The organism is Sphingomonas sp. Root720 (assembly GCF_001428605.1).
Taxonomy (GTDB): domain Bacteria; phylum Pseudomonadota; class Alphaproteobacteria; order Sphingomonadales; family Sphingomonadaceae; genus Rhizorhabdus.
In genome coordinates this window covers 355,654-379,300 of sequence record NZ_LMID01000013.1, presented here as the reverse complement: position 1 = coordinate 379,300, position 23,647 = coordinate 355,654, and the positions used below count along the sequence as shown (strand labels likewise).

Annotated in this window: 24 protein-coding genes; 12 read left to right on the top strand and 12 right to left on the bottom strand. The window is 68.4% G+C overall.

Annotated features, from left to right (window positions below; translation table 11 throughout):
- Positions 1-88: 88 nt before the first annotated feature.
- Positions 89-1,417, top strand: a complete 1,329-nt coding sequence (locus tag ASE22_RS19300) for a surface lipoprotein assembly modifier (RefSeq protein WP_235536295.1) — start codon at positions 89-91, stop codon at positions 1,415-1,417.
- Here ASE22_RS19300 and ASE22_RS19295 read toward each other — a convergent pair.
- The gene (locus ASE22_RS19295; protein ID WP_056363525.1) at positions 1,365-1,838 is read right to left on the bottom strand and encodes a hypothetical protein; all 474 of its coding nucleotides are present in this window, start codon (positions 1,836-1,838) and stop codon (positions 1,365-1,367) included. The genes ASE22_RS19300 and ASE22_RS19295 overlap by 53 nt on opposite strands.
- A 75-nt stretch (positions 1,839-1,913) precedes the next feature.
- A complete protein-coding gene (locus ASE22_RS26920) occupies positions 1,914-2,273 on the bottom strand; it encodes a hypothetical protein (RefSeq protein ID WP_056601465.1) in 360 nt (119 codons plus the stop codon).
- Positions 2,274-2,384: 111 nt separating this feature from the next.
- Here ASE22_RS26920 and ASE22_RS19290 point away from each other — a divergent pair, with 111 nt between their 5' ends.
- A complete protein-coding gene (locus ASE22_RS19290; protein WP_056363522.1) occupies positions 2,385-3,782 on the top strand; it encodes a hypothetical protein in 1,398 nt (465 codons plus the stop codon).
- Positions 3,783-3,945: 163 nt separating this feature from the next.
- Here the strand turns inward: ASE22_RS19290 and ASE22_RS19285 are convergent, their stop codons facing one another.
- The 4 genes from ASE22_RS19285 to ASE22_RS19270 all read right to left on the bottom strand — a co-directional run bounded on the left by ASE22_RS19285 (position 3,946) and on the right by ASE22_RS19270 (position 11,233).
- Positions 3,946-6,774 (bottom strand): CHAT domain-containing protein, encoded by a 2,829-nt coding sequence (locus ASE22_RS19285; RefSeq protein ID WP_056363521.1) that lies wholly within the window; start codon positions 6,772-6,774, stop codon positions 3,946-3,948.
- A gap of 113 nt (positions 6,775-6,887) precedes the next feature.
- A complete protein-coding gene (locus tag ASE22_RS19280) occupies positions 6,888-9,710 on the bottom strand; it encodes a CHAT domain-containing protein (RefSeq protein WP_235536294.1) in 2,823 nt (940 codons plus the stop codon).
- A 211-nt stretch (positions 9,711-9,921) separates the two neighbouring features.
- Positions 9,922-10,491, bottom strand: a complete 570-nt coding sequence (gene pth / locus ASE22_RS19275; RefSeq protein WP_056363519.1) for an aminoacyl-tRNA hydrolase — start codon at positions 10,489-10,491, stop codon at positions 9,922-9,924.
- A gap of 109 nt (positions 10,492-10,600) precedes the next feature.
- On the bottom strand, positions 10,601-11,233 hold the full coding sequence (locus ASE22_RS19270; RefSeq protein WP_056363516.1) for a 50S ribosomal protein L25/general stress protein Ctc: 633 nt from the start codon (positions 11,231-11,233) through the stop codon (positions 10,601-10,603).
- A gap of 144 nt (positions 11,234-11,377) precedes the next feature.
- Here ASE22_RS19270 and ASE22_RS19265 point away from each other — a divergent pair, with 144 nt between their 5' ends.
- Positions 11,378-12,049, top strand: a complete 672-nt coding sequence (locus tag ASE22_RS19265; protein ID WP_156397150.1) for an RluA family pseudouridine synthase — start codon at positions 11,378-11,380, stop codon at positions 12,047-12,049.
- 5 nt (positions 12,050-12,054) lie between these two features.
- A complete protein-coding gene (arfB, locus tag ASE22_RS19260) occupies positions 12,055-12,480 on the top strand; it encodes an alternative ribosome rescue aminoacyl-tRNA hydrolase ArfB (RefSeq protein ID WP_056363511.1) in 426 nt (141 codons plus the stop codon).
- 29 nt (positions 12,481-12,509) lie between these two features.
- Here the strand turns inward: arfB and ASE22_RS19255 are convergent, their stop codons facing one another.
- Positions 12,510-13,001, bottom strand: coding sequence for an HXXEE domain-containing protein (locus tag ASE22_RS19255; RefSeq protein ID WP_235536293.1), 492 nt, complete (start codon positions 12,999-13,001; stop codon positions 12,510-12,512).
- Between the two features lie 64 nt (positions 13,002-13,065).
- Between ASE22_RS19255 and ASE22_RS19250 the strand changes: the two genes are divergently transcribed.
- Positions 13,066-13,554, top strand: a complete 489-nt coding sequence (locus tag ASE22_RS19250) for a GAF domain-containing protein (RefSeq protein ID WP_056363510.1) — start codon at positions 13,066-13,068, stop codon at positions 13,552-13,554.
- A 118-nt stretch (positions 13,555-13,672) separates the two neighbouring features.
- Here the strand turns inward: ASE22_RS19250 and ASE22_RS19245 are convergent, their stop codons facing one another.
- On the bottom strand, positions 13,673-14,128 hold the full coding sequence (locus ASE22_RS19245; RefSeq protein ID WP_056363508.1) for a universal stress protein: 456 nt from the start codon (positions 14,126-14,128) through the stop codon (positions 13,673-13,675).
- A 135-nt stretch (positions 14,129-14,263) separates the two neighbouring features.
- Between ASE22_RS19245 and ASE22_RS19240 the strand changes: the two genes are divergently transcribed.
- The 6 genes from ASE22_RS19240 to ASE22_RS19220 all read left to right on the top strand — a co-directional run bounded on the left by ASE22_RS19240 (position 14,264) and on the right by ASE22_RS19220 (position 18,683).
- Positions 14,264-15,592: a pyruvate dehydrogenase complex dihydrolipoamide acetyltransferase gene (locus tag ASE22_RS19240; RefSeq protein ID WP_056363505.1), complete on the top strand. Its 1,329-nt coding sequence runs from the start codon at positions 14,264-14,266 to the stop codon at positions 15,590-15,592.
- Entirely contained in the window at positions 15,592-15,981 is a 390-nt protein-coding gene (locus ASE22_RS19235; RefSeq protein WP_056363503.1) for an acyl-CoA thioesterase, read from the top strand. The genes ASE22_RS19240 and ASE22_RS19235 overlap by 1 nt, the downstream gene beginning before the upstream one ends.
- A 14-nt stretch (positions 15,982-15,995) precedes the next feature.
- On the top strand, positions 15,996-17,390 hold the full coding sequence (gene lpdA / locus ASE22_RS19230; protein ID WP_056363502.1) for a dihydrolipoyl dehydrogenase: 1,395 nt from the start codon (positions 15,996-15,998) through the stop codon (positions 17,388-17,390).
- Positions 17,391-17,486: 96 nt separating this feature from the next.
- Positions 17,487-17,942: a DUF6973 domain-containing protein gene (locus ASE22_RS19225; protein WP_156397149.1), complete on the top strand. Its 456-nt coding sequence runs from the start codon at positions 17,487-17,489 to the stop codon at positions 17,940-17,942.
- Positions 17,943-17,951: 9 nt separating this feature from the next.
- Positions 17,952-18,359: a hypothetical protein gene (locus tag ASE22_RS26915; protein WP_056601463.1), complete on the top strand. Its 408-nt coding sequence runs from the start codon at positions 17,952-17,954 to the stop codon at positions 18,357-18,359.
- Positions 18,360-18,500: 141 nt separating this feature from the next.
- A complete protein-coding gene (locus tag ASE22_RS19220) occupies positions 18,501-18,683 on the top strand; it encodes a hypothetical protein (protein ID WP_235536292.1) in 183 nt (60 codons plus the stop codon).
- 154 nt (positions 18,684-18,837) lie between these two features.
- Here the strand turns inward: ASE22_RS19220 and ASE22_RS19215 are convergent, their stop codons facing one another.
- From ASE22_RS19215 to ASE22_RS19205, 3 genes are all read right to left on the bottom strand, one after another.
- Positions 18,838-19,797: a D-alanyl-D-alanine carboxypeptidase family protein gene (locus ASE22_RS19215; protein ID WP_056363497.1), complete on the bottom strand. Its 960-nt coding sequence runs from the start codon at positions 19,795-19,797 to the stop codon at positions 18,838-18,840.
- A 104-nt stretch (positions 19,798-19,901) separates the two neighbouring features.
- Complete coding sequence (locus ASE22_RS19210) at positions 19,902-20,540, bottom strand: murein L,D-transpeptidase catalytic domain family protein (protein ID WP_056363495.1); 639 nt, start codon at positions 20,538-20,540, stop codon at positions 19,902-19,904.
- A gap of 206 nt (positions 20,541-20,746) precedes the next feature.
- Positions 20,747-21,970 carry a L,D-transpeptidase family protein gene (locus tag ASE22_RS19205; protein ID WP_056363493.1) on the bottom strand — a complete coding sequence of 408 codons (1,224 nt, stop codon included), beginning with the start codon at positions 21,968-21,970 and terminating at the stop codon, positions 20,747-20,749.
- A gap of 220 nt (positions 21,971-22,190) precedes the next feature.
- Here ASE22_RS19205 and ASE22_RS19200 point away from each other — a divergent pair, with 220 nt between their 5' ends.
- Positions 22,191-23,102: a cation diffusion facilitator family transporter gene (locus tag ASE22_RS19200; protein WP_056364122.1), complete on the top strand. Its 912-nt coding sequence runs from the start codon at positions 22,191-22,193 to the stop codon at positions 23,100-23,102.
- Positions 23,103-23,136: 34 nt separating this feature from the next.
- Here the strand turns inward: ASE22_RS19200 and ASE22_RS19195 are convergent, their stop codons facing one another.
- Positions 23,137-23,493 (bottom strand): lysozyme inhibitor LprI family protein, encoded by a 357-nt coding sequence (locus ASE22_RS19195; protein ID WP_056363491.1) that lies wholly within the window; start codon positions 23,491-23,493, stop codon positions 23,137-23,139.
- Positions 23,494-23,647 lie beyond the last annotated feature (154 nt).

Genomic DNA, 23,647 nt, shown 5'->3' with positions numbered 1-23,647 from the left:
GGCCTGCCGCCAGCGCATGTCAGGAAACGTCAGGGAGCAATTCGGGCGGTCCGTGGCAATTCGCCTCGGGGGTAACAGGGGAGATACCGTGAAACGTCGCATATGCTTTTCCGCTACGGCGGCCTTGGCCGCCGTGCTGGCCTGCGCGCCCGCGTCGGCCGCCATGGACGAAACCGTGAAGGGCGCGATCGCCCTTCAGCAACAGGGCAAGGCCGCGCAGGCCTACGCCATGCTGGCGCCGCTCGTCGCGACCCGCGCGGGCGATCCGGACTATGACTATGCGCTGGGTCTGGCCGCCGCCGACAGCGGCCGTCCGGGCGAGGCGATCCTCGCCTTCCAGCGCGTATTGTCGGTCCAGCCCGGCAACAGCCAGGCCCGCGCCGAGCTGGCCCGCGCCTATGCGCTGGGCGGCGACGTCGATACCGCGCATGCGCAATTCAACACCGTCGTCCAGGATCCGACCCTGCCCGATCCGGTGCGGCAGCGCTTCGACAGCATCGTCCGCCGCTTCGATCGCGAGATCGCCGGCGGCGGCACCGACCTGTCGGGATTCATCGACGCGTCGGCGGGGCATGACAGCAATATCAACAGCGCGACCAACCTGACCACGATCAGCATCCCGCTCTTCGCAGGTCTGGGGCCGGGGACGCTCGGCGGCGCCGCGCGCCGGATCGACAAGCAATATTACGACCTGCAGGGCGGCATCAGCGTCGCCACGCCGGCCAGCCGCCAGATGCGCGTGTTCGGCAGCCTGCTCGGCACATGGCGTGACAATATCGGCGACCGCACCTTCGACCAGGCGAGCCTGACCGGGACCGCCGGCGCCTCCTACAGCCTCGCCAGCCGCGACGTGATGTCGCTGTCGGGACAGGTCCAGAAATTCTGGCTGGGGCATGACGGCTATCGCAACGCCTATGGCGCGATCGGCCAATATACCCATCTGATGGGCAATGGCGCGGCGCTCAGCGTCGGCGCGCAACTCTACCGCTTCGACTATGACAATGATCCGCTGCGCGACGCCGACCGCTATGCGCTGGCGCTGTCCTATGCCGACCGGATCCTCGTCGCCAGCGTGTCGGGCGGCAAGGAGGAAGCACGGCGCAATGCGGGCGACCAGTTCTCCAACGGCTTCGTCAACGCCAATCTGGGCTTCGAACAGGCGATCGCGCCGGGGCTCAACGTCGTCGGCGGCATCTCCGGCGAACTGCGCCGCTACGACGATGCCGACCCGCTGTTCCTGAAGAAGCGCAAGGACGAGCAGATCGACGCCTCGATCGGCCTCAAATATCTGCTGACCCGGTCGGTCTACCTTCGCCCGCGCGTAACATACACGCGTAATTTCAGTAACATAGCACTGTACGACTTCAAGCGTTGGACCGCCAGCCTCGGCGTCCGCTTCGAGTTCCGGGGGAATTGAGCATGACCAGCACCACCATCTTCGCCCGCCTTTCGCTCGGGCTGCTCGCGTCGGCCTCGATCGCCGGTCTCGCCGCGCCCGCCATGGCCGGCAAGCTCCTCTTCTCCGACGATCCGGCGCTGGCCGGCGCCACCCTGGCGGCCGGCCAGGAGGTCCGCACCAGCGGCGGGACCACCCAGATCATGACCGACAACGGCACGATCGTCTCGCTGGTCGGCGGCGGCGCGGTCAGGGTCGACGGGGATGACGTCACCGTGCTGGCCGGGAGCGTCACCGTCGCCGCGCAGAGCGGCAATTCGGGGACGATCGTCCGGCTGCCCGGCGGCGCCACCGCGCGACTGACCGGCACGGCGCCTTCGGGCGCCTTCAGCGTCGATGGCGACGGCTTCACCGGCCATACGCTCGGCGGCAGCGTGAACATTCGGACTCGGCCTGGCAGGGCCAGGCCGGGGGGCGGACTTCGCGGGTCTTCGCCAACGGCGCCGATCCAGCGCCGTCAGCGTCGTCGGGCGGCGGGACGAGCGCGGCGGTCGAGCCGGCGGGCGATACCGCACGGGCGGCCGCCAACGGCGTCCCGGTCAACCTGGGCGAGGCGCTGGCGGCGGTCGGCGCCTCGGGCGACGTCGTCCAGGCGGCGCGCAACGTCGAGGCGGCGGCGACCAATCCGGCGATCCCGGCCTTCCCGGCCGACGACGTCGCGACCCTGGTCGGCTTCGCGGCGCAGCTCCAGTCGGCCTATGGCGGACAGCTCTTCGCGGGTGCCGAACCCGGCATCATCCAGACCTATCTCGCCTTCCTGGCGAACGGCGGGGCGGGGGACCAGTTCAAGGCGACCTATGCCGCGCTGATCAGCCAATATATCGACCTGCTGCGCACCGGGGCTTCCCCGGCGACCTTCACCGGCGCTAACCAGGCGGCGGTCGACAGCTACCTCGCCTATCTCGCCACGACGGGAACGCTGCAGGGATTGTCGGCGCAGAACCAGGCGCTGGCCGATGCCTATCTCGACTTCCTGTCGACGGGCGGCGCGGCGAGCGACTTCACCAAGAGCTACACCGACGTCGTCAACGCCTATATCGACTTCATCAAGAGCGGGGGCGTGCCGGCCAACTTCACCGGCGCGACCCAGGACGTGATCGACGCCTATTTCGCCTTCCTCCAGTCGAGCGGGCTGGTCGATGCGATCGCGCAGGCGAACCGGTCGGTGTTCGACGCCTATGCGCAATATCTGGCGAATGGCGGCACCGGCGTGTTCGTGCCGCCCGGCGGCGTCGATCCGGGAACGGGAGGGCCGGGTACCGATCCCGGAACCGGCCCGGTCGCATTGCCCGAATATGCCGCGGCGCTGCAGGCCTATATCGCCTTCCTCAAGGGGGGCGGCAATCCGAACGGCTTCAGCGGGATCACGGTCGACCTGATCCGCCAATATATCAACCTGGCGATCGACAATGGCCTGTTCGCGGGGATTCCGGCCCCGACGATCCAGCTGATCCGCGATGCACTGAACCTGCTGGCGGCGACCGGCACCTTCGACGCCATCGCCCCGCTGCTCGCGAACCTGACGCTGGTCCTGCCCAACCTTCCGACCACGCCGACCGGACCGACGACGCCGTCGACCCCGACCACGCCGGGATCGGTGGCGGGCGCGGAGAAGACCGGGCAGATCGTCGCCTATGCCGGCAACCAGCTGGGCATCGACCTGCGGGACAAGTCGACGACGACGACCGACGACAGCGGCAAGCTCGTGAAATATGTGTGGACGACCAACCCGGCCCAGGAGGCGCCCGAAATCGGCACCAACAGCGGGTTCGAGACGGGAACGGTCGCCGGGGTGATCGGCTGGACGCGCTGGGCGGGCGGGGCCACGGCGGGCAAATATTTCGACAGCAGCGTCGTCAACCGCAACGACAAGCAGGGCGTTCATTTCGTCCATGGCACGCCGGCCACCGACCTGCCGACCAGCGGCACCGCGACCTATGCGTTGGTCGGGGCGACCAAGCCGACGATCAGCGACGGGTCGCTCGATCCCGGTACGCTGACGGGCAGCGCGGCGGTGGCCTTCGGATCGACCCCGAAGGTGGGAATCGACCTGCATGTGGGGATCGGCGGCCACACCTATGACGTCGCGACCACCGGTGGCGTCACCAATCCCTCGCAGAGCCCGATGTCGGTGCAGAGCAACATGACCTTCTTCGCGAACAACCTGCCGGTCGCCATCGGCGGGCCGGCCTGCTCGGTCGGTTGTGGGGCGAACATCTCGGGCTTCCTCGCCGGCCCGGGGGCCAGCCATCTGGGCCTGAGCTACATGGTCAGCGGCAACAATGGCGGCCTCACCGTCACCGGCGCGGCAGCGTTCGGCAAATAGATCGGCTTCGGGCGCCGGTCCTCCCACCGCCCGGCAGCCCGCAGGAGACGGCGTCAGGTCTGGAGGCCTGGCGCCGTCTTTCCTTTCCGGCCGATCCCGAACGCCTTATGGCGATATGAAAGCGCTCGTTACGAACCGAAGGCGTCGGTCCACCAGATAAGCCCTAGCGCGCCAGCAGGATGAAGGGCGCCCAAACCGAGGGATCGGCGCCATTTTCCACCGCCGGGTCGGCGATCAGGCCCAGCATCGCCTGGCGGAGGGCCTGTGGCCGTGCTTCGCCCCTGGCCGCGCGCGCCGCGGTCTCGACCGTCAGGCGCGCGGCGACGTCGTCGCGCACCGCCCAGTGGCTGACCAGCAGCGAGCGGGCCCCCGCATAGAGGAAGGCGCGCGCCAGACCCGACAGCGCGGGCGCGGACGGACTTTCCCCCGCCGCGGTGTCGCAGGCCGAGAGCACCACCCAGTCGGCGTCGATGTCGAGCCCGGCAATCTCCGACGCGGTCAGCAGGCCGTCATCGGCGTCGTCGGGGGTGGCCGGCGGCGTCAGCACCAGCCCCGGCTCGGACAGCTTTCCGACCGCACCGCCGACCAGCCCATGGGTGGCGAAGGCGAGCACGCGAACCTGCCGGAGATCCTCGGCCTTGACCGCGCGCTCGGTCGCGGCCGCGCCAAGCAGCAGGCTGGGCTTGAGGCCGAGCGCATCCTGCATGCGGCGCAGCTCGCGTTCGGCTTGCGGCAGCGGCGCGAGCGCGGCGATGGCGTCGCGGTCGACCGCCCCGCCGCGATAGAAGCTGCGCAGGTCGCCCGGCGCGGCCGTGCCCCCGAGCAGCGGCGCGCCGATGCCGACGAAGCGGTCGCCGGCCGCCGCCGGCCTGACATCCTCGCCGATCCCGGCGATGGCGGGTACCTGCATCAGCGCCGCCTTGCGGATCAGCCAGGGCGTGCCGCGCAGCGCGGCGGGATCGTCGTCGCGGCCGCGCGGCGGCTCGGTCACCAGCACCGCGAAGGGAAGCTTGGTGAAGCCGCCGCCGGGGGCGAGGATCCAGTCGGTCGCGCCCTTCAGCGAGCGGTCGAGCCCGGCGGGCACGATGTCGCGATAGACGCGGTGGGCCAGCGTCCGGTCGAAGCGTGGGCGTTCCGCCGCCGCGTCGGCGAGCGCACCGCGCGCCGCCAGCGCGAGGCCGAGCGAGGCGCGCAGGGTGGCCGCGTCGGCCAGCGTGGTCGCCCCTTCGGCCGATCGCGCCCAGGCACCGCCGCCGGGACGGACCACGAAGGTCAGCGCGCCGCCGGCGAACGGCACCGGCATGACCAGCGCCTGGTGCCGATCGAGCCGCTTCGCCACCGCCGCCTCGTCGAGCGCCGCGAAGCGGGTGAGGGCGGCATAGTCGGGCTGGGCCAGCGCCAGCGCGGCTTCGGTCGCCGCCAGTTCGCCGTCGACCTTGCCGACCTCGGCGGTTGCGTCGCGATAGTCGGAATCGCCCTTGCCATAGGCGCGCAAGGCCGCCTGCGTCAGCTTGTCGCGCTGGGCGAGCAGATCCTGCCGCCTGCGGATCAGCGCGGCGGCGGCGCCATCCCTGGCCGACGCGCGGGCCGACACCGCGACGATGGCGCGGCCGGCATCGTCGAGCGCCATGAGCTGGGCGATGCGGAAGCCCGAGGCCCGGTCGCCGACCAGCCAGCTCGCCTCGAGCAACCGGGCGAGATGATCGGCCACGAAGCTGCTGCGCCGGTCGGGATCGGCATCGGCGAAGGTCTCGCGCTCGGTGATGTCGAGGGTGCGGAGGAGATCGGCATCGGCACCGGGCCGTTTCAGCCGGGCGGCGAGCAGCGCGCGGTAGCCGGCATTCTCGATCCGGTCGGGGTGGGTTTCGGGCAGGCTTTTCGCCTGCCAGGCGTCGACCGCCGCGAATTGCTCCCAGGCGCCGTCCTCGTCGCCCATGTGAAGCAATGTCTTGCCGAGCGAACTGCGGATGCGCATCGCCCGCTGCTGGTTGCCCTTGCCGAGCCCGGCGATCGCCAGGCGGCGGATCTCTACCGATTCCGCCTCGCGGCCGAGATCGACGAGCTGATCGGCGAGATTGTCGCGGAAGGCGGCGAGCGACTGGTCGGCCGGATCGCGGGTCTTCTCCCCGATCGCGACCGCGCGGCGCGCATAGGGCTCGCCCTCGGCGGCGCGGCCGAGGAACATCAGGTTGCGGGCGAGATTGTTGTAGGTGATCGCGAGCGGCGGATAATCGGGGCCGAAGCGCTTCTCGCGCAGCGCCGCGATGCGCCGCAATATGTCGACCGATTCGGCGCGCCTGTTCTGCGCCGCGAGCACCGCGACCCAGTTGGTCAGCGCGACGATCGCGGTCGGGTGATCCTCGGGCAGGATGCGCGCGGCGATCGTCATCGCCTCGCGCGCATAGCCCTCGCTTGCCTCGAGCTTGCGCTGCTGGAGGGTGATCGTCGACATGTTGCCGATCGAGCCGACCAGCTCGGCATCCTCGGGCGCGCGGACCCTGCGGTAGAGGTCAATCGATGCGCGCCCGACCCGTTCGGCGGCGTCCAGGTCGCCTTCGGCGAAGTGGATGGTGGCCAGCGTATTCATCGCGCTCGCTTCCTCGGCGCTGCCCTGCGGCCTGATCGCATGCCATTGCGCCATCGCCGACCGGAGCGACGCTTTCGCCTCGTCGAGCTTGTTGAGATCGGCGAGCGCCGATCCCAGCATGGTCGCGGTCCGCGCCTTGTCGGCGGGGGTGGCGTCCGGCGCGTCCCGCGCCTCGATAAGGAACGGCATCGCCTCGTCGCTGCGCGAGGCTCCGACCAGCGCCGCGCCGAGATTGACGAGGATATGGGTGCGTCGCGCGCCCGCCTTGGGCGCGGTGGCCAGCGCCGCCTGCCAGGCGGTGACGGCACCGCCCGGATCGGCGGCGATGTCGATCCTCCCGGCCGCGACGACCGGATCGGGCCGCGCCGCCTGGATAGCGGGCGACGCAAGAACGAGGGCCGCCATTGCGGCGACCGACCGAAAACAAACCCCCACGCCACTTCCCCCGCGTCGCAAGCCATCCCACCGCCGGTCACGATAGGCGGTCGGGACCGCCGCGTCAGCCCGGTAGCGCCGCTTCATTTCGAGACGAGAATGAACGGAGCCCACACCGAGGGATCGGCGCCGTCCGCCACCGTGCGGTCGGCGATCAGGCCCAGCATCGCCTTGCGTAGAGCCTGCGGCCGATCCTCGCCCCTCGCGGCGCGCGAGGCGGTCTCGACCGTCAGGCGCGCGGCGACGTCGTCGCGCACCGCCCAGTGGCTGACGAGCAGCGAGCGGGCGCCGGCATAGAGGAAGGCGCGGGCGAGGCCCGACAGGGCGGGCGCGGAGGGGCTTTCGCCGGCCGCCGTGTCGCAGGCCGACAGCACCACCCAGTCGGCGTCGATCTCGAGCCCGGCGATCTCGGAGGCGGTCAGCAGTCCGTCGTCGTTCGCGTCCGGCGCAGCGGGCGGGGTCAGCACGAGGCCTGGCTCTGACAGCTTGTCGATCGAGCCGCCGACCAGCCCGTGGGTCGCGAAGGCGAGGACGCGAACGCCCTTGAGGTCCTCGGCCTTCACCGCCGCCTCGGTCGCGGCCGGGCCGATCAATAGGCTGGGCTTGAGGCCGAGCGCATCCTGCATGCGGCGCAGCTCGCGCTCGGCCTGGGGAAGCGGGGCGAGCGCGGCGAGGGCGTCCCGGTCGACTGCGCCGCCGCGATAGAAGCCGCGCAGGTCGCCCGGTGCCGCCTTGCCGCCGAGCATCGGCGCGCCGATGCCGACGAAGCGGTCGCCGGCTGCCGCCGGCCTGTCGCCCTCGCCGATCCCGGCGATGGCGGGGACCTGCATCAGCGCCGCCTTGCGGATCAGCCAGGGGGTCTCGCGCATCGCCGCCGCATCATCGGCGCCCTTCGGTGCTTCGGTCACCAGCACGGCGAAGGGCAATTTGGTGAAGCCGCCGCCGGGGGCGAGGATCCAGTCGGTCGCGCCCTTCAGCGCCTTGTCGAGGCTCACGGGGACGATGTCGCGATAGAGCTTATGGGCCAGCACCCTGTCGAAGCGGGGCCGTTCGATCGCGGCATCCGCCAGCGCGCCGCGTCCCGCCTGTTCGAGCCCGAGCCCGCTGCGCAGGACGCGGGCATCGGCCAATGTGGTCGCCCCCTCGGCCGACCGCGCCCAGGCACCGCCCGTCCTGCGAACGACGAAGGTCAGCGCGCCGCCCTGGAAGGGCACCGGCATGACCAGGGCCTGGCGCCGGCCGAGACGCTTCGTCACCGCCGCCTCGTCGAGCGCGGCGAAGCGGGTGAGGGCGGCATAGTCGGGCTGGGCCTGTTCCAGCGCGGCCTCGATCGCGGCCAGTTCGGTATCGACCCTGCCGACCTCGGCGGTGGCGGTGGGGTAGTCGGCTCCTCCCTTGCTGTAGGCGCGCAGTGCCGCCCGGGTCGCCTGGTCGCGCCGTGCGAGCAAGTCCTGACGGCTGCGGATCAGCGCGGCGCTGCGGCCGTCCCTGGCCCCGGCCCGGGCCGAAACCGCCACGATCGCCCGGCCGGCATCGTCGAGCGCCATGAGCTGCGCGACGCGGAAGCCCGAGGGCCGGTCGCCGACCAGCCAGCTTGCCTCCAGCAGCCGGCCGAGATGGTCCGCGACGAAGCTGCTGCGCCGGTCCGGATCGGCATCGGCGAAGAGTTCGCGTTCGGTTATGTCGAGGACGTGCGCGACCTGCGCGGCGGCATCGGGCTCCCCGCGCCGTGCCGCCAGCAGGGCGCGGCAGCCGGCAATGTCGATGCGATCCGGATGGGTCTCGGGAAGCTTCTTCGCCTGCCATTCGCCGATGATGGCGAACTGGTCGGCGGCGCCCCCTTCGTCGCCCATCGCCAGCAGGTTCTTGGCCAGCGACGTGCGGATGTTCATCTCGCGCACCGGATTGGCGTTGCCCAGGCCGGCCAGCGCCTCGCGCTTGATCGCCATCGCCTCGCCATTCTCGCCGCGCTCGATCAGCAGGTCGGCGAGGTTGTTGCGGAAGGCGGCCAGGGTCTCGTCCTCGGGCGCCAGCGTCCTCTCGCCGATCTCCACCGACCGCCGGGCGTAAGGCTCGGCCTCTGCCGCGCGACCGAGATAACCCAGGCTCTTGGCGAGATTGTTGTAGGTGACGGCAAGCCCCGCATAATCCTTGCCGAAGCGCTTCTCCTCGATCGAAGCGATTCGCCGCATGGTCTCGACGGCCTCGGATCTGCGGTTCTGCGCGGCGAGGACCAGCACCCAGTTGTTGGCCGCGATGAGCGCGATCGGATGATCCTCCGCCAGCACGCGCCCGGCCATCGTCATCGCCTCGCGCGCATAGGTTTCGGCGGCCTCCAGCTTGCCGGCCTGGACGGCGACGATCGCCATCGTCGCGATCATGGCGACCAGGTTGGCGTTCTCGGGAGCCTTCACCTTGCGCGACAGGTCGAAGGAGGATTGTTCCAGCCGGGCGGCGGTGTCGAGATCGCCGCGCGCATAATAGGCGATCGAGAGCGTGTGGATCGCGTCCGACTCCTCGGCGCTGCCTTCCGGCTTGATCGCATGCCATTGCGCGACGGCGTCCTTGAGGGTGGCCTCTGCCTCGTCGAGCTTGTTGAGGCTGGTGAGCGCGGAACCCAGCAATGTCGTGCTATGGGCCCTGTCGCGCGCGGAGACGCCTGGCGAATCCCGCGATTCGAGCAGGATCGGGATGGCGGCCTCGACCTCCGCCGATGCGACCAGGGCGGTGCCGAGATTGCTCAGGATATGTGCGCGCCCCGCGCCCGGCGCGGGTGCCGCGGCGAGGGCTGCCCGCCAGGCGGCGACGGCACCGACCGGATCGGCGGCAATGTCGATTTTCGACGCCATGGCGACGGCGTCGGGCCGTGCCTGGGCCGCCGACGACGCCAGGACAAGGGCGGCCATGGCGACCGCCGAATAAAAACGCACCCCCACGTCACTCCCCCGCAACGCGAACAATTCCCACCACCGGCCATGATAGGCGATCGGCGTGGCCCCGTCAGCCGAATAGTGGGGTCAGGGCGGATCGGGCTGGCAGGCGGCGCCGACGCGGCCTCGACCCGGCCGAACCGGCGGCGGGAGCGATGGTCGCCGATCGGAAGCCGCATGGCTTTCCTCAGTCGGCGAGGCGAAGGGCCACCTCGTTCATGAAGCGCGCGTCGTCGCCCGATGCGAGCCGGTCGGCTTCGGATGCGATCGCGCCCAGCATGGCGGCGAGCGGGTCGAGTTCCGCCTTCACATAATTGCCGAGTACATGGCCCGTCACCCGGTCCTTGTGGCCGGGATGGCCGATGCCGATGCGGACGCGGCGGAACCCGTTGCCGATATGCGCCTCGGTCGAGCGCAGGCCGTTATGGCCCGCGGTGCCGCCGCCGGTCTTCACCTTCACCTTGAAGGGAGCGAGGTCGAGCTCGTCGTGGAAGACGGTGACGTCGGCGGTCTCGCACTTGAAGAAGCGCATCGCCTCGCCGACCGAGCGGCCGCTCTCGTTCATGAAGGTGGCGGGCTTGATCAGCAGCACCTTCTCCATGCCGATCCGGCCGGTCGAGGACCAGCCCTGGAACTGTTTCTTCCACGGGTCGAATCGGTGGACCTCGGCGATCGTGTCGACCGCCATGAAACCCACATTGTGCCGGTGCATCGCATATTGCGCGCCCGGATTGCCGAGGCCGACCCATATCTGCATGGCGAGCCTCCTAGCCACTCGATCGAACCGGAGAAAGATGCGTGGCAAAGAAAAAGGCCCCGCCGAACGGATCGGCGGAGCCTCTGTCTGTTCGCGAAGCGCGAGGGGTTCAGCCCTCGGAAGCCTCTTCGCCGCCATCTTCGGCGGTGTCGGCGGCGTCGCCTTCACTGCTCTTCAGCGCCGACGGAGCGACGATCGTCGCGATGGTGATGTCGCCGTGGTCGACCGCGGTCGCGCCCTTCGGCAGCTGGATCTGCGACAGGTGGATGTTGTCGCCGACCTCGAGCCCCTTCAGCGAGACCGTGATCCCGTCGGGGATCTCGGCCGCATCGACCGACAGGCCGAGGTCGTGGATGACGACGTTGAGGACGCCGCCACGCTTCAGGCCCGGCGACAGTTCCTCGTCCGTGAAGTGGACCGGAACGTTGACGGTGACCTTGCTATGTTCGCCGATACGCAGGAAGTCGGCGTGCAGCGGACGATCGTTGACGGGATGGAACTGGACGTCCTTCGGCAGGGTCCGGATCTTCTTGCCGCCGACATCCAGCATGACCACGCTGTTGAAGAAGTGGCCAGTGTGCAGCAGCTTCATGAGAAGCTTTTCCTCGATATGGATCGAGGTGGGTTCCTGCTTTTCGCCGTAGATCACGGCGGGGACGCGGCCTTCGCGGCGGATCGCGCGGGAGGCTCCCTTGCCTGCCCGCTCGCGTGCCTCGGCCGACAGGTCGAGCACTTCGCTCATAACATGTCTCCAGTTCGCATTTGTGTTTCCAAAACCGCACTGCCTCCAGGGATGACCAGAGCGGGAGGGGCGCGCATAGCGGCGAAGCGCCCGAAACGCAAGGAAGCTCTTTGCACTCGGGGCCGGCGCGTGCAAGGGAGGCGCGTGCTAGATGAACATATCCTATTTATCGACGGCGAGGCGATGGTGATCGACAAGCCCTCCGGCTTGCCGGTCGATCCGCCCCGCGACGGCAGCATCAGCCTGGAGAACCATCTCCAGTCGCTGTCCTTCGGTTTCAAGCGCTGGCCCAGCGCGGTCCACCGGCTCGACCGGGACACGTCGGGCTGCCTGCTGCTCGCCCGCAATCCCAAGGCGCACAAGCGCTTCGCGCTCGCCTTCGAGGAAGGGAAGGTCGAGAAGACCTATCTCGCGGTCCTCGACGGCGTGCCGGCCGAGGAAAGCGGACTGGTCGACCTGCCGCTCGGCAAGGTTTCGACCCGCGAGAAGGGCTGGCGGATGGTCGGCGATCCCCGGGGCAAGCCGGCGACCACCGCGTGGCGGCTGCTCGCGACGGTCGATGGCCGCTCGCTGGTCGAGTTCAAGCCGACGACCGGCCGGACCCATCAGATCCGCGTCCACGCCGCCACCGGCATCGGCCTGCCGATCCATGGCGACCCGGTCTATGGGCGCGATGGCGGCCGGGGCGGGCAGGCCGGCGTGACGCTGCTCCACGCCCTGGCGCTGGTCGTGCCGCGGGAGGGCAAGCCGCCGATCGAGGCCCGCGCGCCGCTCCCCGCGCGGTTCGTCGCGCTAGGCTTCACCGACCCGGCCTGACCGCCATGCCCCGCATCGCCGTGACCGCGCACATCTCGATCGACGCCGACGAAATCGAGGAACGCTTCGTCCGGGCCAGCGGACCCGGCGGGCAGAACGTCAACAAGGTCTCGAGCGCGGTCGAGTTGCGCTTCGACGCGCGCCACTCGCCCTCGCTGCCCGACGCGGTATCGATACGCGTCCAGCGGCTGGCGGGATCGCGGCTGACCTCGGACGGCGTGATCGTGATCCAGGCGCAGGAATATCGCGACCAGCCGCGCAACCGCGAAGCCGCGCTCGAACGGTTGCTGGAACTGATCCGCGAGGCGACCATCGTCCCCAAGAAACGCAAGCCGACCAAGGCGACCTATTCGTCGAAGGTCCGGCGGCTGGACGGCAAGGCCAAGCGATCGGGGGTGAAGGCGGGCCGGGGCAAGCCGCGGCTGGATTAGCTCCCCCGCCCGTCCGTCGGGAAGGGGGCCTATAGTCCGCCGAGGTGGAAGATGCTGAAGGCGGCCACCGCGCCCATATAGGCGCCGCCCAGCAGGATGGCGGCGGCGAGCGTCGCGGGGCGGACGATCCTTTCGGCCAGCGCCGCCTGCCACAGCGCGAGCGAGAGCGGGAAGTAGACCAGCGTCCCGGTCACCAGGCCGGGCGAGTTGCGGTCGAACGCGAGCACCAGCGCGAAATGAAAGACGAAATTCCAGAACTGGTTGCCCGCGGCCCAGGCCAGCACCCAGAAATTGGCTTCGGGGCTGCGCGTCTTCGCCGCCCGGCCCACGAGCGCCGCCATGACCAGGATGAAGAGGATGTTGCCGCCGAGAAACAGCGGCAGCGCCATCGCATGGCCGCTGATCTCCGCGGCATAGCGGGGGAAGCCGGCAAGATATTCCTCGGCGATATGTGCCGCGAAGGCGACCGGCAGCAGCCAGATCAGGCGATAATAGAGCGATGTCAGCGCAGCCTCCCCCAAAACCCGGCGGCCACGATATCGCAAGGCGCTTGAAGCGCAAGCAAACTGGGGCCAGACCGGGGGCATGTACAGATTCGACATCGACACATATGGCGACAAGGCAGCCCTCTATGCGGACATGGCGGCGGCGCTCGCCGCGCTGACGGCCGACGAACCCGATTCCATCGCCAACATGGCCAATGCCGCCGCCCTCGTCTGGGAATATCTCCCCGACCTCAACTGGGCGGGCTTCTACCGCGCGGTCGACGGCGAACTGGTGCTCGGGCCGTTCCAGGGCAAGACCGCCTGTATCCGCATCCCGTTCGGCAAGGGCGTGTGCGGAACGGCGGCGGCGACGCACGAACCGCAATGCATCGAGGACGTCCACGCCTTCCCCGGCCATATCGCCTGCGATGCGGCCTCGGCATCCGAACTGGTGATGCCGATCGTCCACCAGGGCCGGCTGATCGGCGTGCTCGACCTCGACAGCCCGGTGAAGGGCCGGTTCGATGCCGAGGATGTAAAGGGCTGCGCCGAACTGGTCGCCGTGCTGGGGCCGCGGATCGCGGGGTGAGAATCTTCCAGCCCCGGGACGGTGTTCCGGCGGAGGCCGGACTCTCTTGAGATGAGCGCCGCGCTCCTCTCCTGAGATGCCAGCCTGCGCTGGCATGACGGTAAAAGGGTGGAAGAAATCAGCTCAGCCGGTCGATCGCCTCGTCGTCCAGCGCGCCGGGGACGATCATCAGCGGGCAGGGGAGCTGCCCCGCATCGGCGCCGGCGAAGTGGCTCACCAGCTTGCCGGGATTGCCCGCCGACGCCGCGCCGAGAACCAGCGCCGCGACGTGCGGCTGTTCGGCGAGCAATTCCCGGACCACGGCGACCGGATCGCCCTGGCGCACCGTGATGGCCGGCATGATGCCGGTATCCTCGATCAGTGCGCTGGCGGCCTGAGCGACCATCGCCTCGGCACGCAGACGGGCCTCCTCCTCCATCGTCGCCTGGACGGCGCCCCACTGCACGAACTCCTGCTGCGGCACGAGCGCGAGAATCTCGACCGAGCCGCCGGTCTTCGCGGCGCGCCTCGCAGCGAAGCGCAAGGCCGCACGAGCGGCTTCATTATCGTCGATGACAACCAGATAGGTACGCACTTCAGCCTATTCCTCTAATTTGTAACCATATCGGTTTTCCGCCTATGGTTTTTGCCCCTGTCGGCCTTGACCTTGCAATCCTGAGCGGGGATGAGGTGCTCGCATCGACCCCAAACCCTCTTCAGGGGACATACTATGCCGATCGAGTTGAAGATGCCCGCCCTTTCTCCGACGATGGAGGAAGGTACTCTTGCCAAATGGCTCGTCAAGGAAGGGGACAAGGTCTCTTCCGGCGATCTCCTCGCCGAGATCGAGACCGACAAGGCGACGATGGAGTTCGAAGCCGTCGACGAAGGCATCGTCACCCAGCTGGTGGTCGCCGAGGGCACCGAGGGCGTCAAGGTCGGCGCGGTGATCGCGCTGATCCAGGGCGAGGATGAGGACGAGGCGCCCAAGGCGGCGCCGAAGGCCGAGGCCGCACCCAAGGAAGAGCCGAAGAAGGAAACGCCTGCCCCCAAGGCAGAGGTGTCCGCTCCCAAGGCGGAAGTGCCCGCCCCCAAGGCGGAAGCCCCCGCCAAGGCCGCAGCCCCCGCATCCGACTCCGGCTCTCGCGTGAAGGCGAGCCCGCTCGCGCGCCGGCTGGCGCAGGCGCAGGGCATCGATCTGGCGCAGGTCAGCGGCTCGGGCCCGGCCGGCCGAATCGTCAAGGCCGACCTCGACGGCACGCCGAGCGGTGGCGCCAAGCCTGCCGCCGCCGCCGCCGCCGCCGCGCCCGCCCAGGCGGCCGCGCCCAAGGCCGCCGCTACCGCGCCGGTCGCGACCGGCGCGGACGAGATCCCGCACGAGGTCGTCAAGCTGTCGAACATGCGCAAGACGATCGCGCGCCGCCTGACCGAGTCGATGCAGCAGAGCCCGCACATCTACCTGACGGTCGACATCCGGCTCGATCCGCTGCTGAAGCTGCGCGGCGAGCTCAATGCGTCGCTCGAGAGCCGCGGGGTGAAGCTGTCGGTCAACGACCTGCTGATCAAGGCGCTCGCCGTCGCGCTGATGGAGGTGCCGGACTGCAACGTATCCTTCGCGGGCGACACGCTGATCCGCTACCAGCGCGCCGACATCTCGGTCGCGGTCGCGATCCCCGGCGGGCTGATCACGCCGATCGTCAAGGGCGCCGACGGCAAGAGCGTCGCGGCGATCGCCACCGAGGTCAAGGACCTGGCCGAACGTGCCAAGGCCGGCAAGCTGCAGCCGCAGGAATATCAAGGCGGCACCGCCTCGATCTCGAACATGGGCATGTTCGGGATCAAGCAGTTCACCGCGGTGATCAACCCGCCCCAGGCGATGATCATGGCGATCGGCGCCGGCGAGAAGCGGCCCTATGTGATCGACGATGCACTGTCGACCGCGACGGTGATGTCGGTGACCGGCAGCTTCGACCACCGCGCGATCGACGGCGCGGTCGGCGCGCAGCTGATGCAGGCATTCAAGCAGCTCGTGGAAAATCCGCTCGGCATGCTGGCCTGATGTCAGCCGGCACGACGCTGCCGCCGGACGGCAACCCCGCGATACGCGTGGTCGCCATGCCGGCTGACACTAATGCCAATGGTGACATCTTCGGCGGCTGGCTAGTCAGCATGATGGATCTTGCCGCCGGAACGGTCGCCTCGAAGCGCAGCAAGGGCCGCGCGGCGACGATCGCCATCGACGGCATGATCTTCCACCGCCCGGTGAAGGTCGGCGACGTCGTGTCGGTCTATGCCGACCTGCTGTCGGTGGGTCGCACCTCGATCAAGATCGAGGTTGCGGCCTGGCGCCAGTCGCGCGACGGCATGGAACATGAACGGGTTACCCAGGCGACGATCACCTTCGTCGCGATCGACGATCAGGGACGGCCGCGCGCCGTCGACGGATAGAATAGGAGCAGGCAGTGGCGGACACCTACGATCTCATCGTCCTCGGGTCGGGTCCCGGCGGCTATGTCGCGGCGATCCGGGCCGCCCAGCTCGGCCTGAAGGTCGCGATCGTCGAGCGCGAGCTGCTCGGCGGCATCTGCCTCAACTGGGGCTGCATCCCGACCAAGGCGCTGCTGCGTTCGTCGGAGATCTTCCACCACATGAAGCATGCGGCGGCGTTCGGCCTCGCCCCGGTCGAGCCGACCTTCGAGCTGGCCGACGTGGTCAAGCGGTCGCGCGGCGTCGCCAAGCAGCTGAACCAGGGCGTCACCGGCCTGATGAAGAAGCACAAGATCGCCGTGCATTTCGGCGACGGCGTGCTGACCGCCAAGGGCAAGCTTACCGTCACCAAGGACGGCCAGAAGACCGAGCTCGCCGCGAAGAACATCATCGTCGCGACCGGCGCCCGCGCCCGCGACCTGCCCTTCGCCAAGGCGGACGGCAAGAAGATCTGGACCTACCGCCACGCGCTGACCCCGGCCGAGATGCCGACCAACCTGCTGGTCATCGGATCGGGCGCGATCGGCGTCGAGTTCGCCAGCTTCTATGGCGACATGGGCGCCAAGGTGACGATCGTCGAGATGCTCGATCGCATCCTGCCGGTCGAGGACGAGGAGGTCAGCAGCTTCATGACCAAGGCGCTGACCAAGCAGGGCATGACGATCCGCGCGTCGACCGGCGTCCAGAAGATCGAGACGACGGCCAAGGGCATCAAGGCCGAGATCAAGGAGAAGGACGGCAAGGTCACGACCGAGGAATATAGTCACGTCATCGTCGCGGTCGGCATCGTCCCCAACACCGAGAATATCGGGCTGGAGACGCTGGGCGTGAAGACCGAGCGCGGCCATATCCTGATCGACGACAGCTGCCGCACCAACGTCGAGGGCATCTATGCGATCGGCGACGTGGCGGGTGCGCCCTGGCTGGCGCACAAGGCGATGCACGAGGCGGTGATCGCCGCCGAGGCGATCGCCGGCCAGCATCCGCACGCGATGGATGTCCGCAACATCCCGGGCTGCACCTATTGCCGCCCGCAGGTCGCGTCGGTCGGCCTGACCGAGGCCAAGGCGAAGGAGGCCGGCTACAAGGTCAAGGTCGGCAAATTCCCGTTCATCGGCAACGGCAAGGCGATCGCGCTGGGCGAGCCCGAGGGCTTCGTGAAGACCGTGTTCGACGAGGCGACCGGCGAGCTGCTCGGTGCGCACATGGTCGGCGCCGAGGTCACCGAGATGATCCAGGGCTATACGATCGGCAAGACGCTCGAGACCACCGAGGCCGAGCTGATCGGCACCGTCTTCCCGCACCCGACGATCAGCGAGGCGATGCACGAGAGCGTGCTGGCGGCCTATGGACGCACGCTGCATATGTAGTCCGGCAGGCGGGGAGGGAAACGGTATTTGTTCTCTTTTTGTTCTTGATTTTCCCACGGGATTAGGCTATACGCCTGCACCCAGCGGGAGGGTCGAATGTCAGATCATGATTATCCGCGCGATCCGTGGGGTGAGCAGAATATCAGGACGCCCTCTGTCAAACTAGCGGATCGCGGTTTGACCGAGATGGAGAATATGGTCAGGCGGCATCCGATGGAGACATATCGGGCCTGGCGACTGGCGGAAGATTCGAAGGCCGCGGTCGAGGAGCGGTTCCCGCGCGAAGAGCGTTGGAATGGCCCGGGGGATGCCTATCGTCATTTGCGTTGGAATTTCGCGATGACTCAATCCATCGGAAAGGAGGCTGCGGAGGCCTATGCCGACAGCCATGAAGCCGATGGTGGCCAGCCGGCGAATGAAAGGGAAATGGACTTACGCAATAATCGACTAGGTCGCGCGATGGCGGTCGACCCGCGCTTCCAATCGCTCATGCCGGATGCGGCTGCCGAACTCGCTTTGCGTAAGGGTTGGTTGCACGGTTTGCAGAGATAGTCAGCCGGTATGAAAAAGCTCGCCGCCCTGATGATCTTCCTGCTCGGTCTGGCTGGGTGTGGAGATTGGACGATGATGAAGGCAAGCCTGTCCAATCGCGCCCGCAAGCCGATCAATGCCATATCGGTCGATTTCGCCGGCAAGATCAAACGCATCGATGAGCTTTTTCCCGGGCATGAGACTGCCGTGATGGTTTTCTCTGGGCGGGAGGGCGGAATATGTCTGACATATTGGCAGGGGGGCACCAGGCGACAATATGCCTTGGGCTATCTGACAAGGAACATGCCGGTCCATTATCGGATTGCGATACGTGATCGGGACATCTCGATCCTGGACGACTCCGTCGGTGGTTCAAGCAGGCGGACAGAGATTGCTCGCCCACTTCCGCCAGGGAAAGAATGCGCCTCCCACGGATGATCATGTCGTTCGTCGATCGGTGATGCCGTTCGCCGACGGGCTGTCGAGCCGTCATGGCGGTGCGGCTATATTCGCGCGCGAAAAGGCGTCGGAAGGGAGGCGGCTTTGGGTTTGGGAAGGTCATCCGTTTTCGGCGGCTTCATGGCGCTGGCGCTGCTGTGCAGCCATGAGCTGGCCGCCTGCGAACTGTCCCAGAAGCCGAAGCCGGTGAACCGGGTTCAGCCCAAACGGGATGTCGTCTCCGAAATCCAGAAACGGCTGGGCGAATTGCTGCGGCCCAGCGCGGGCTCCTCGGTGCCGAGCCGGCGCATCATCCTGCAGTAGAGTTCCGTCGGCCCCCTGGTCGGCCGAGTGGTTGTGCCGCCAAAAACGGGCCGCCAAAAAAAAGGACGGACCTGGGTCCGCCCAATCTACCCGCCCGATATCGCCCCGATCAGGCGGGGCGTGCCCTCTCTTGGAAATGGAGGGGCTTGCAAGCCTATTCGGTATCGCCTTCCTCGACCTGCAGCGCGGCGATGCGCGGCATCGGGCGCAGGCCGCGGTTCAGGGCGAAGCCCGAACTCGAGAGCAGCGCCACCATGTCTTCCGACCGGCCGGCGCGGCGGATGTCGAGCGCGGTGAAGCCGGCGTTGAGCAGCGAGGTGATGTCACGGTCGCGCTGCCAGCCCGACGGCGAGCCGAGCACCACCGCGATTAGGCGGCGGCCGTCGCGGACCGCGGAGGCAGTAAGGGTGAAGCCGCTGTCGTTGGTGAAGCCGGTCTTGATCCCGTCGAGGCCGACGACATTGCCCAGCAGCTTGTTGTGATTGGCCATCCGCAGCTTGCCGTAGCTGAAGCTCCGCTCCGAGAAGCAGTGATAACGGGCCGGGTGGTTGCGGATCATCGCGGCGGAGAGGATCGCGATGTCCTGCGCCGAGGTGAAATGCGCCGGATCGGGCAGCCCGCTGGCATTGGCGAAGACGGTCTGGCGCATGCCGAGCTGGCGGGCCTTGGCGGTCATCAGCCGGGCGAAATTGGCTTCGGTACCGCCGACTTTCTCGGCCAGCGCCACCGCGACGTCGTTGGCCGACTTGACCGCGACGACGCTGATCGCATCGGCGACCGACAGCGACTGGCCGACGCCGAGGCCGAGCTTGGAAGGCCGCTGGCTGGCAGCGTGCGGCGTCATCACCACCCGGTCGTCGAGGCGCAGCCGGCCGGCGTCGAGCGCGTCGAACACCAGATAGAGGGTCATGACCTTGGTGATCGACGCCGGATGGCGGATCGCCGTCGGCTGTTCGGCGTAGAGGATCTCGTTGGTGTCGGCGTCCATCAGCACCGCGGCGAAGCGCGGGGCGCCGAGCGGACTGACCGCCCCGACCGGCGCGGCCGCCGGGATCGTCAGCGGCAGGGCCAGCGCCAGGCAGGCCAGCCATCGTGCGAACGCAAATCCAGTCACCGATCCAGTCCCCTCTGTTATTGACTAGACGGGATTGAATCTAAAGCATTTTTCGGAATCGCGACAGCGGGTCCGAAGCCGCCTTTCATGCGCTTCGACTCATTTTACGCACGGTCGACCTTGTCGGCATAGATCAGCCGGCCCGGCCCGAGCCGCGCCATGACTTGCGCAAGATCGCTCTCCCCGAAGGCGAAGCAACCCTCCGAGCGCCCCAGCTTGCCATGCTGGGCGATCATTTGCCGCTCGGCATACCAGGCGCCATGGATGACGACCGCACGGGCGCGGGCGTTGTTGTTGCTTCCGTCGAGGCCGTCGACCCGCCGCGAGCGGCCGTGGTTGCCATAATATTCCTCGGCGGTGATGAAGGCGCCGCTCGACGAAGCGGCCGATCCCATCACGTTGGAGAATTTCTGCAGCCAGCCGGTATGCGACGGATCCGATCCGCGACCATGCGCGACGAGCAGGCTGTCGACCTTGCCCGACGCGACGTCGAGCAGGTGGAAGCGCGGCGTCGCCGAGGAATCGTCGAAATCGCATATGCCGATGAGGTCGCGCACCTTGATGCGGCCGACATGCCGGCTCATTGCCGCCAGGGCCCGGGCCCGCACTTCGGGACGGAGACGCGGAGCCGGAATGAGCGGCGCGGCGACCGAAGTACCGCCCGCTGCCACTGCCAGTCCGCCGAAGATCCCCGCACTTAGCAAGCCGCGCCGGTTGACCGGCGTGTCGATGATATTCTGCAAATGCCCAACCCGCTCTATACACTGAACTATGTCAGTTATTTAGCAGAGATGGGCCGACATTTCATTGCCGAAGTAGACGTTTGTTCCCCTATAGCCGCGCGCCGGGCGTGGACTTTGCACGGTTCATCGCCACCCCTGCGATCGTCGCCGGGATTCGCAGGATCGGGTGCCCGGGCTTTCGTCGACGGCCCGGGCGGTGATGGCCTTCAGCGCGTGGCGACCTGCACGGCTTCCCCGCCGGGCGCTCCCAGCTTGGCGAGCAGCGCCCGGTCTCGGCCATAGGGATCGCCGACGTAGCGGATCGTTCCGTCCGGATCGGCCTGCGCCGTAAAATAGACGAGGTAGACGGGCATGCTCTTCTCGAGCTGGAAGGTCTTCGTCCGGCTGGGCTCGGCCAGCGCGTCGTCGAGCCCGTCGCCGCCCTGGAGCATCGCCGCCAGGTCCTCGATATTCTCGACGCGGACGCAGCCATGGCTGAGCGCCCGGTTCTCCCGGGAAAAGACCGCGTGGTTGGGGGTGTCGTGCAGATAGATGGCATGCGGGTTGGGCATGTCGATCTTGATCCGGCCGAGCGCGTTGGTCGGCCCCGGCGGCTGCCAGGCCGAGAGGCTGCCGTCGGCCCGCTTGGTCCAGCGGAAACCCTTGCCGCGCAGGCCCCCCGACTTGATGATGCTCTGCGGCACCGTCCAGCCCGGGTTGGCGACCACCGACTGGGCATGGAGCGCGAGCTGCGGGGTCGGGGTTTTCGGCGAGCCGACCACGACGTTATAGGTCGCTTCCTCGAGCCCGCCGCTCATCACCGAGAGGCGGTAGCTGGGAACGTTGACGTAGATGTAGCGGTCGCCCAGCTCGCGCGGCATCCAGCGCCAGCGCTCGAGATTGGCGCGCAGCTGGGCGCGAAGCGCATCGTCGCCACGCGCGCCGGCATAAGCGGCCCTGAGCGCGCGATATTGATCATTGTCGGGCAGCAGGCCGCGCAGCCACTTGCCCAACCGGCCCTGGTCGAGCGCTTCGGCCAGCCCGGCGGCGATAAGGTTCAGGTCGGCCGGTGCATCGATATGCCAGTCGAGCGCCGCCTTGTCGTCCACCCGGCCGTCGGCGTAATCATGGGCGATCCGCAGCGCCGAGGCGGTGGCGAGCGCGTCGAGCGCCGGCCCGCCCCGCTTCGCTTCGATCGCCGCGCGCAACGCGTCGGGATTGTAATCGGCGGGATTCAATCCCTCGCCTGCGGACTCTTCGATGACGGCGAGCAGGTCGCGGGCACTGGCGAGCGACCATTGCCCTTGCACCTGCTCGGGAACGGCGGCGACGCTTTCGGGCGATGGCGTTCCGGCGGGCGCGCTGGCGTTGAAGGCGAGACCCGCGACGGCGGCCAGCGGCAGGGCCGCGAGCCAGCGTTTCCATCCGAAGTGGCGCGGCGCGGGCCGCATGAAAGCTCGGCTGGCGGGCCGAGAAACGGGGTCGAACCGGGTGCCGGTACTCAACATGGCAAACCTCCCTGACGATGGGATGAAAACGGCCGACGACCCCAAGCCGATCCATCGCGGCGCGAAAATTTGCCTGGCGGAACAAGGCAACCTATGGCTCGTTCCGGATGTGGAAAGGGGGCGATCTGCCGCGCCTGCCCGCCGCCGCCACCGCAGGAGCCCGATGACCGAACCGCCCGAGAGCCGGCTGATCCTGTTCGCCGCGCTGGCCGCCAACTTGGGCATCGCCATCGCGAAGTTCGTCGCGGCGACGATCACCGGGTCTTCGGCGATGCTGACCGAGGGCTTCCATTCGGTCGTCGACAGCCTCAACCAGCTGTTGCTGCTCTACGGTCAGAAGCGGTCGTCGCGCCCGCCCGACGAGTGGCATCCGCTCGGCTATGGCCGCGAGCTCTATTTCTGGAGCTTCGTCGTCGCGATCCTGATCTTTTCGACCGGCGCGGGCCTGTCGATCTATGAGGGCGTCGTCCATATCAGCGATCCCGAACCGATCCGGTCGCCGCTGATCAACTATATCGTGCTGGGGCTGTCGCTGCTGCTCGAGGGGGCGAGCTGGGGCATCGCCGTGCGCGAGTTCGGCGCGGCCAAGGGGGACCATGGCTGGTGGGAAGCCATCCGCCGGTCGAAAGACCCGCCGACCTTCATCGTCCTGTTCGAGGATTCGGCGGCGATGTTCGGCCTGTTCGTGGCGGCCGCCGGCATCACCCTCAGCCTCCTGACCGGCGATCCGCGCTGGGACGGCGTCGCCTCGATCGTCATCGGCCTGGCGCTGGCGGGCGTGGCGCTGGCGCTGGCGCGCGAGTCGAAGGACCTGCTGATCGGCGAGCCGGCCGATCCCGCGCTGGAGGCTGCGGTGCGCGCCGCCGTGACCCGGCGCCCCGAAGTGACCGGCGTCAACGAGATCATCACGATCCATATCGGCCCGCGCAACATCTTCCTCGGTCTGGCGGTGGACTTCGAGGACGAGGTGCCGGTGGGACGGGTAGAGGCGATGATCGCCGAGACCGAGACCGAGCTGCGCGAGCGCTGGCCGTCGATCCGCGCCATCTACATCAAGCCCCAGGCGAAACCCTGAGCGACCGGGCCGACCGCATTCCTACATGGTGCGGTCAGAACGGTCCGCGCGGATAGACCCGGCTGTCGATCACGGCCTGCAGCTCGGCGATCCGCCGGTCGTAGGTACGGGCGAGGCAGGCGGTGTTCGCGCCGCAGGCCCGTCGCCGGCCGAGCCAGGCAGCCTGGTCGCGGCGGATCACGTCGCGCGAGCCCATCGGGACGAAGCGCTGGTCGAGCCGGTAGAGCACCGACATCGTCACGTCGCGGTCGTTGAGCGCGCGATCGGCGCAGACCGCCCGTTCGTCCGCATGGCTGGCACGCGCGCAGTCGAAGCTCGCCGCGCGGGCCGCCATGGGCAGGGCCAGGGGCAGGGCGGTGAGGAGCAAAGCGAGAATCGGACGGTGCATCATCGGCCTTTCGATCGGGTAACGAGCACAACCATCGCCAAAATCCGGCGGTTCCACCGGTTGACCCGATCCGAGTCCTTCTCTATAGGCGCGCCCTGCTCAGGGTCGGTTTGCGGTCCTGGGCCGCTTGAAACATTGCTGATGCGTGTGATGGCCT

What these genes read in the sequence shown, in the direction of transcription:
- pth (WP_056363519.1), bottom strand. Translation starts at nt 10,491, where the DNA reads ATGCAGATATGGGTCGGCCTCGGCAATCCGGGCGCGCAATATGCGATG.
- ASE22_RS19240 (WP_056363505.1), top strand. Translation starts at nt 14,264, where the DNA reads ATGCCGATCGAGTTGAAGATGCCCGCCCTTTCTCCGACGATGGAGGAA.
- ASE22_RS19280 (WP_235536294.1), bottom strand. Translation starts at nt 9,710, where the DNA reads ATGGCCGCCCTTGTCCTGGCGTCGTCGGCGGCCCAGGCACGGCCCGAC.
- ASE22_RS19195 (WP_056363491.1), bottom strand. Translation starts at nt 23,493, where the DNA reads ATGATGCACCGTCCGATTCTCGCTTTGCTCCTCACCGCCCTGCCCCTG.
- ASE22_RS19205 (WP_056363493.1), bottom strand. Translation starts at nt 21,970, where the DNA reads ATGCGGCCCGCGCCGCGCCACTTCGGATGGAAACGCTGGCTCGCGGCC.
- ASE22_RS19285 (WP_056363521.1), bottom strand. Translation starts at nt 6,774, where the DNA reads ATGGCGGCCCTCGTTCTTGCGTCGCCCGCTATCCAGGCGGCGCGGCCC.
- ASE22_RS19270 (WP_056363516.1), bottom strand. Translation starts at nt 11,233, where the DNA reads ATGAGCGAAGTGCTCGACCTGTCGGCCGAGGCACGCGAGCGGGCAGGC.
- arfB (WP_056363511.1), top strand. Translation starts at nt 12,055, where the DNA reads ATGCCCCGCATCGCCGTGACCGCGCACATCTCGATCGACGCCGACGAA.
- ASE22_RS19235 (WP_056363503.1), top strand. Translation starts at nt 15,592, where the DNA reads ATGTCAGCCGGCACGACGCTGCCGCCGGACGGCAACCCCGCGATACGC.
- ASE22_RS19250 (WP_056363510.1), top strand. Translation starts at nt 13,066, where the DNA reads ATGTACAGATTCGACATCGACACATATGGCGACAAGGCAGCCCTCTAT.
- ASE22_RS19225 (WP_156397149.1), top strand. Translation starts at nt 17,487, where the DNA reads ATGTCAGATCATGATTATCCGCGCGATCCGTGGGGTGAGCAGAATATC.
- ASE22_RS19200 (WP_056364122.1), top strand. Translation starts at nt 22,191, where the DNA reads ATGACCGAACCGCCCGAGAGCCGGCTGATCCTGTTCGCCGCGCTGGCC.
- ASE22_RS19220 (WP_235536292.1), top strand. Translation starts at nt 18,501, where the DNA reads ATGGCGCTGGCGCTGCTGTGCAGCCATGAGCTGGCCGCCTGCGAACTG.
- ASE22_RS26915 (WP_056601463.1), top strand. Translation starts at nt 17,952, where the DNA reads ATGAAAAAGCTCGCCGCCCTGATGATCTTCCTGCTCGGTCTGGCTGGG.
- ASE22_RS19295 (WP_056363525.1), bottom strand. Translation starts at nt 1,838, where the DNA reads ATGTTCACGCTGCCGCCGAGCGTATGGCCGGTGAAGCCGTCGCCATCG.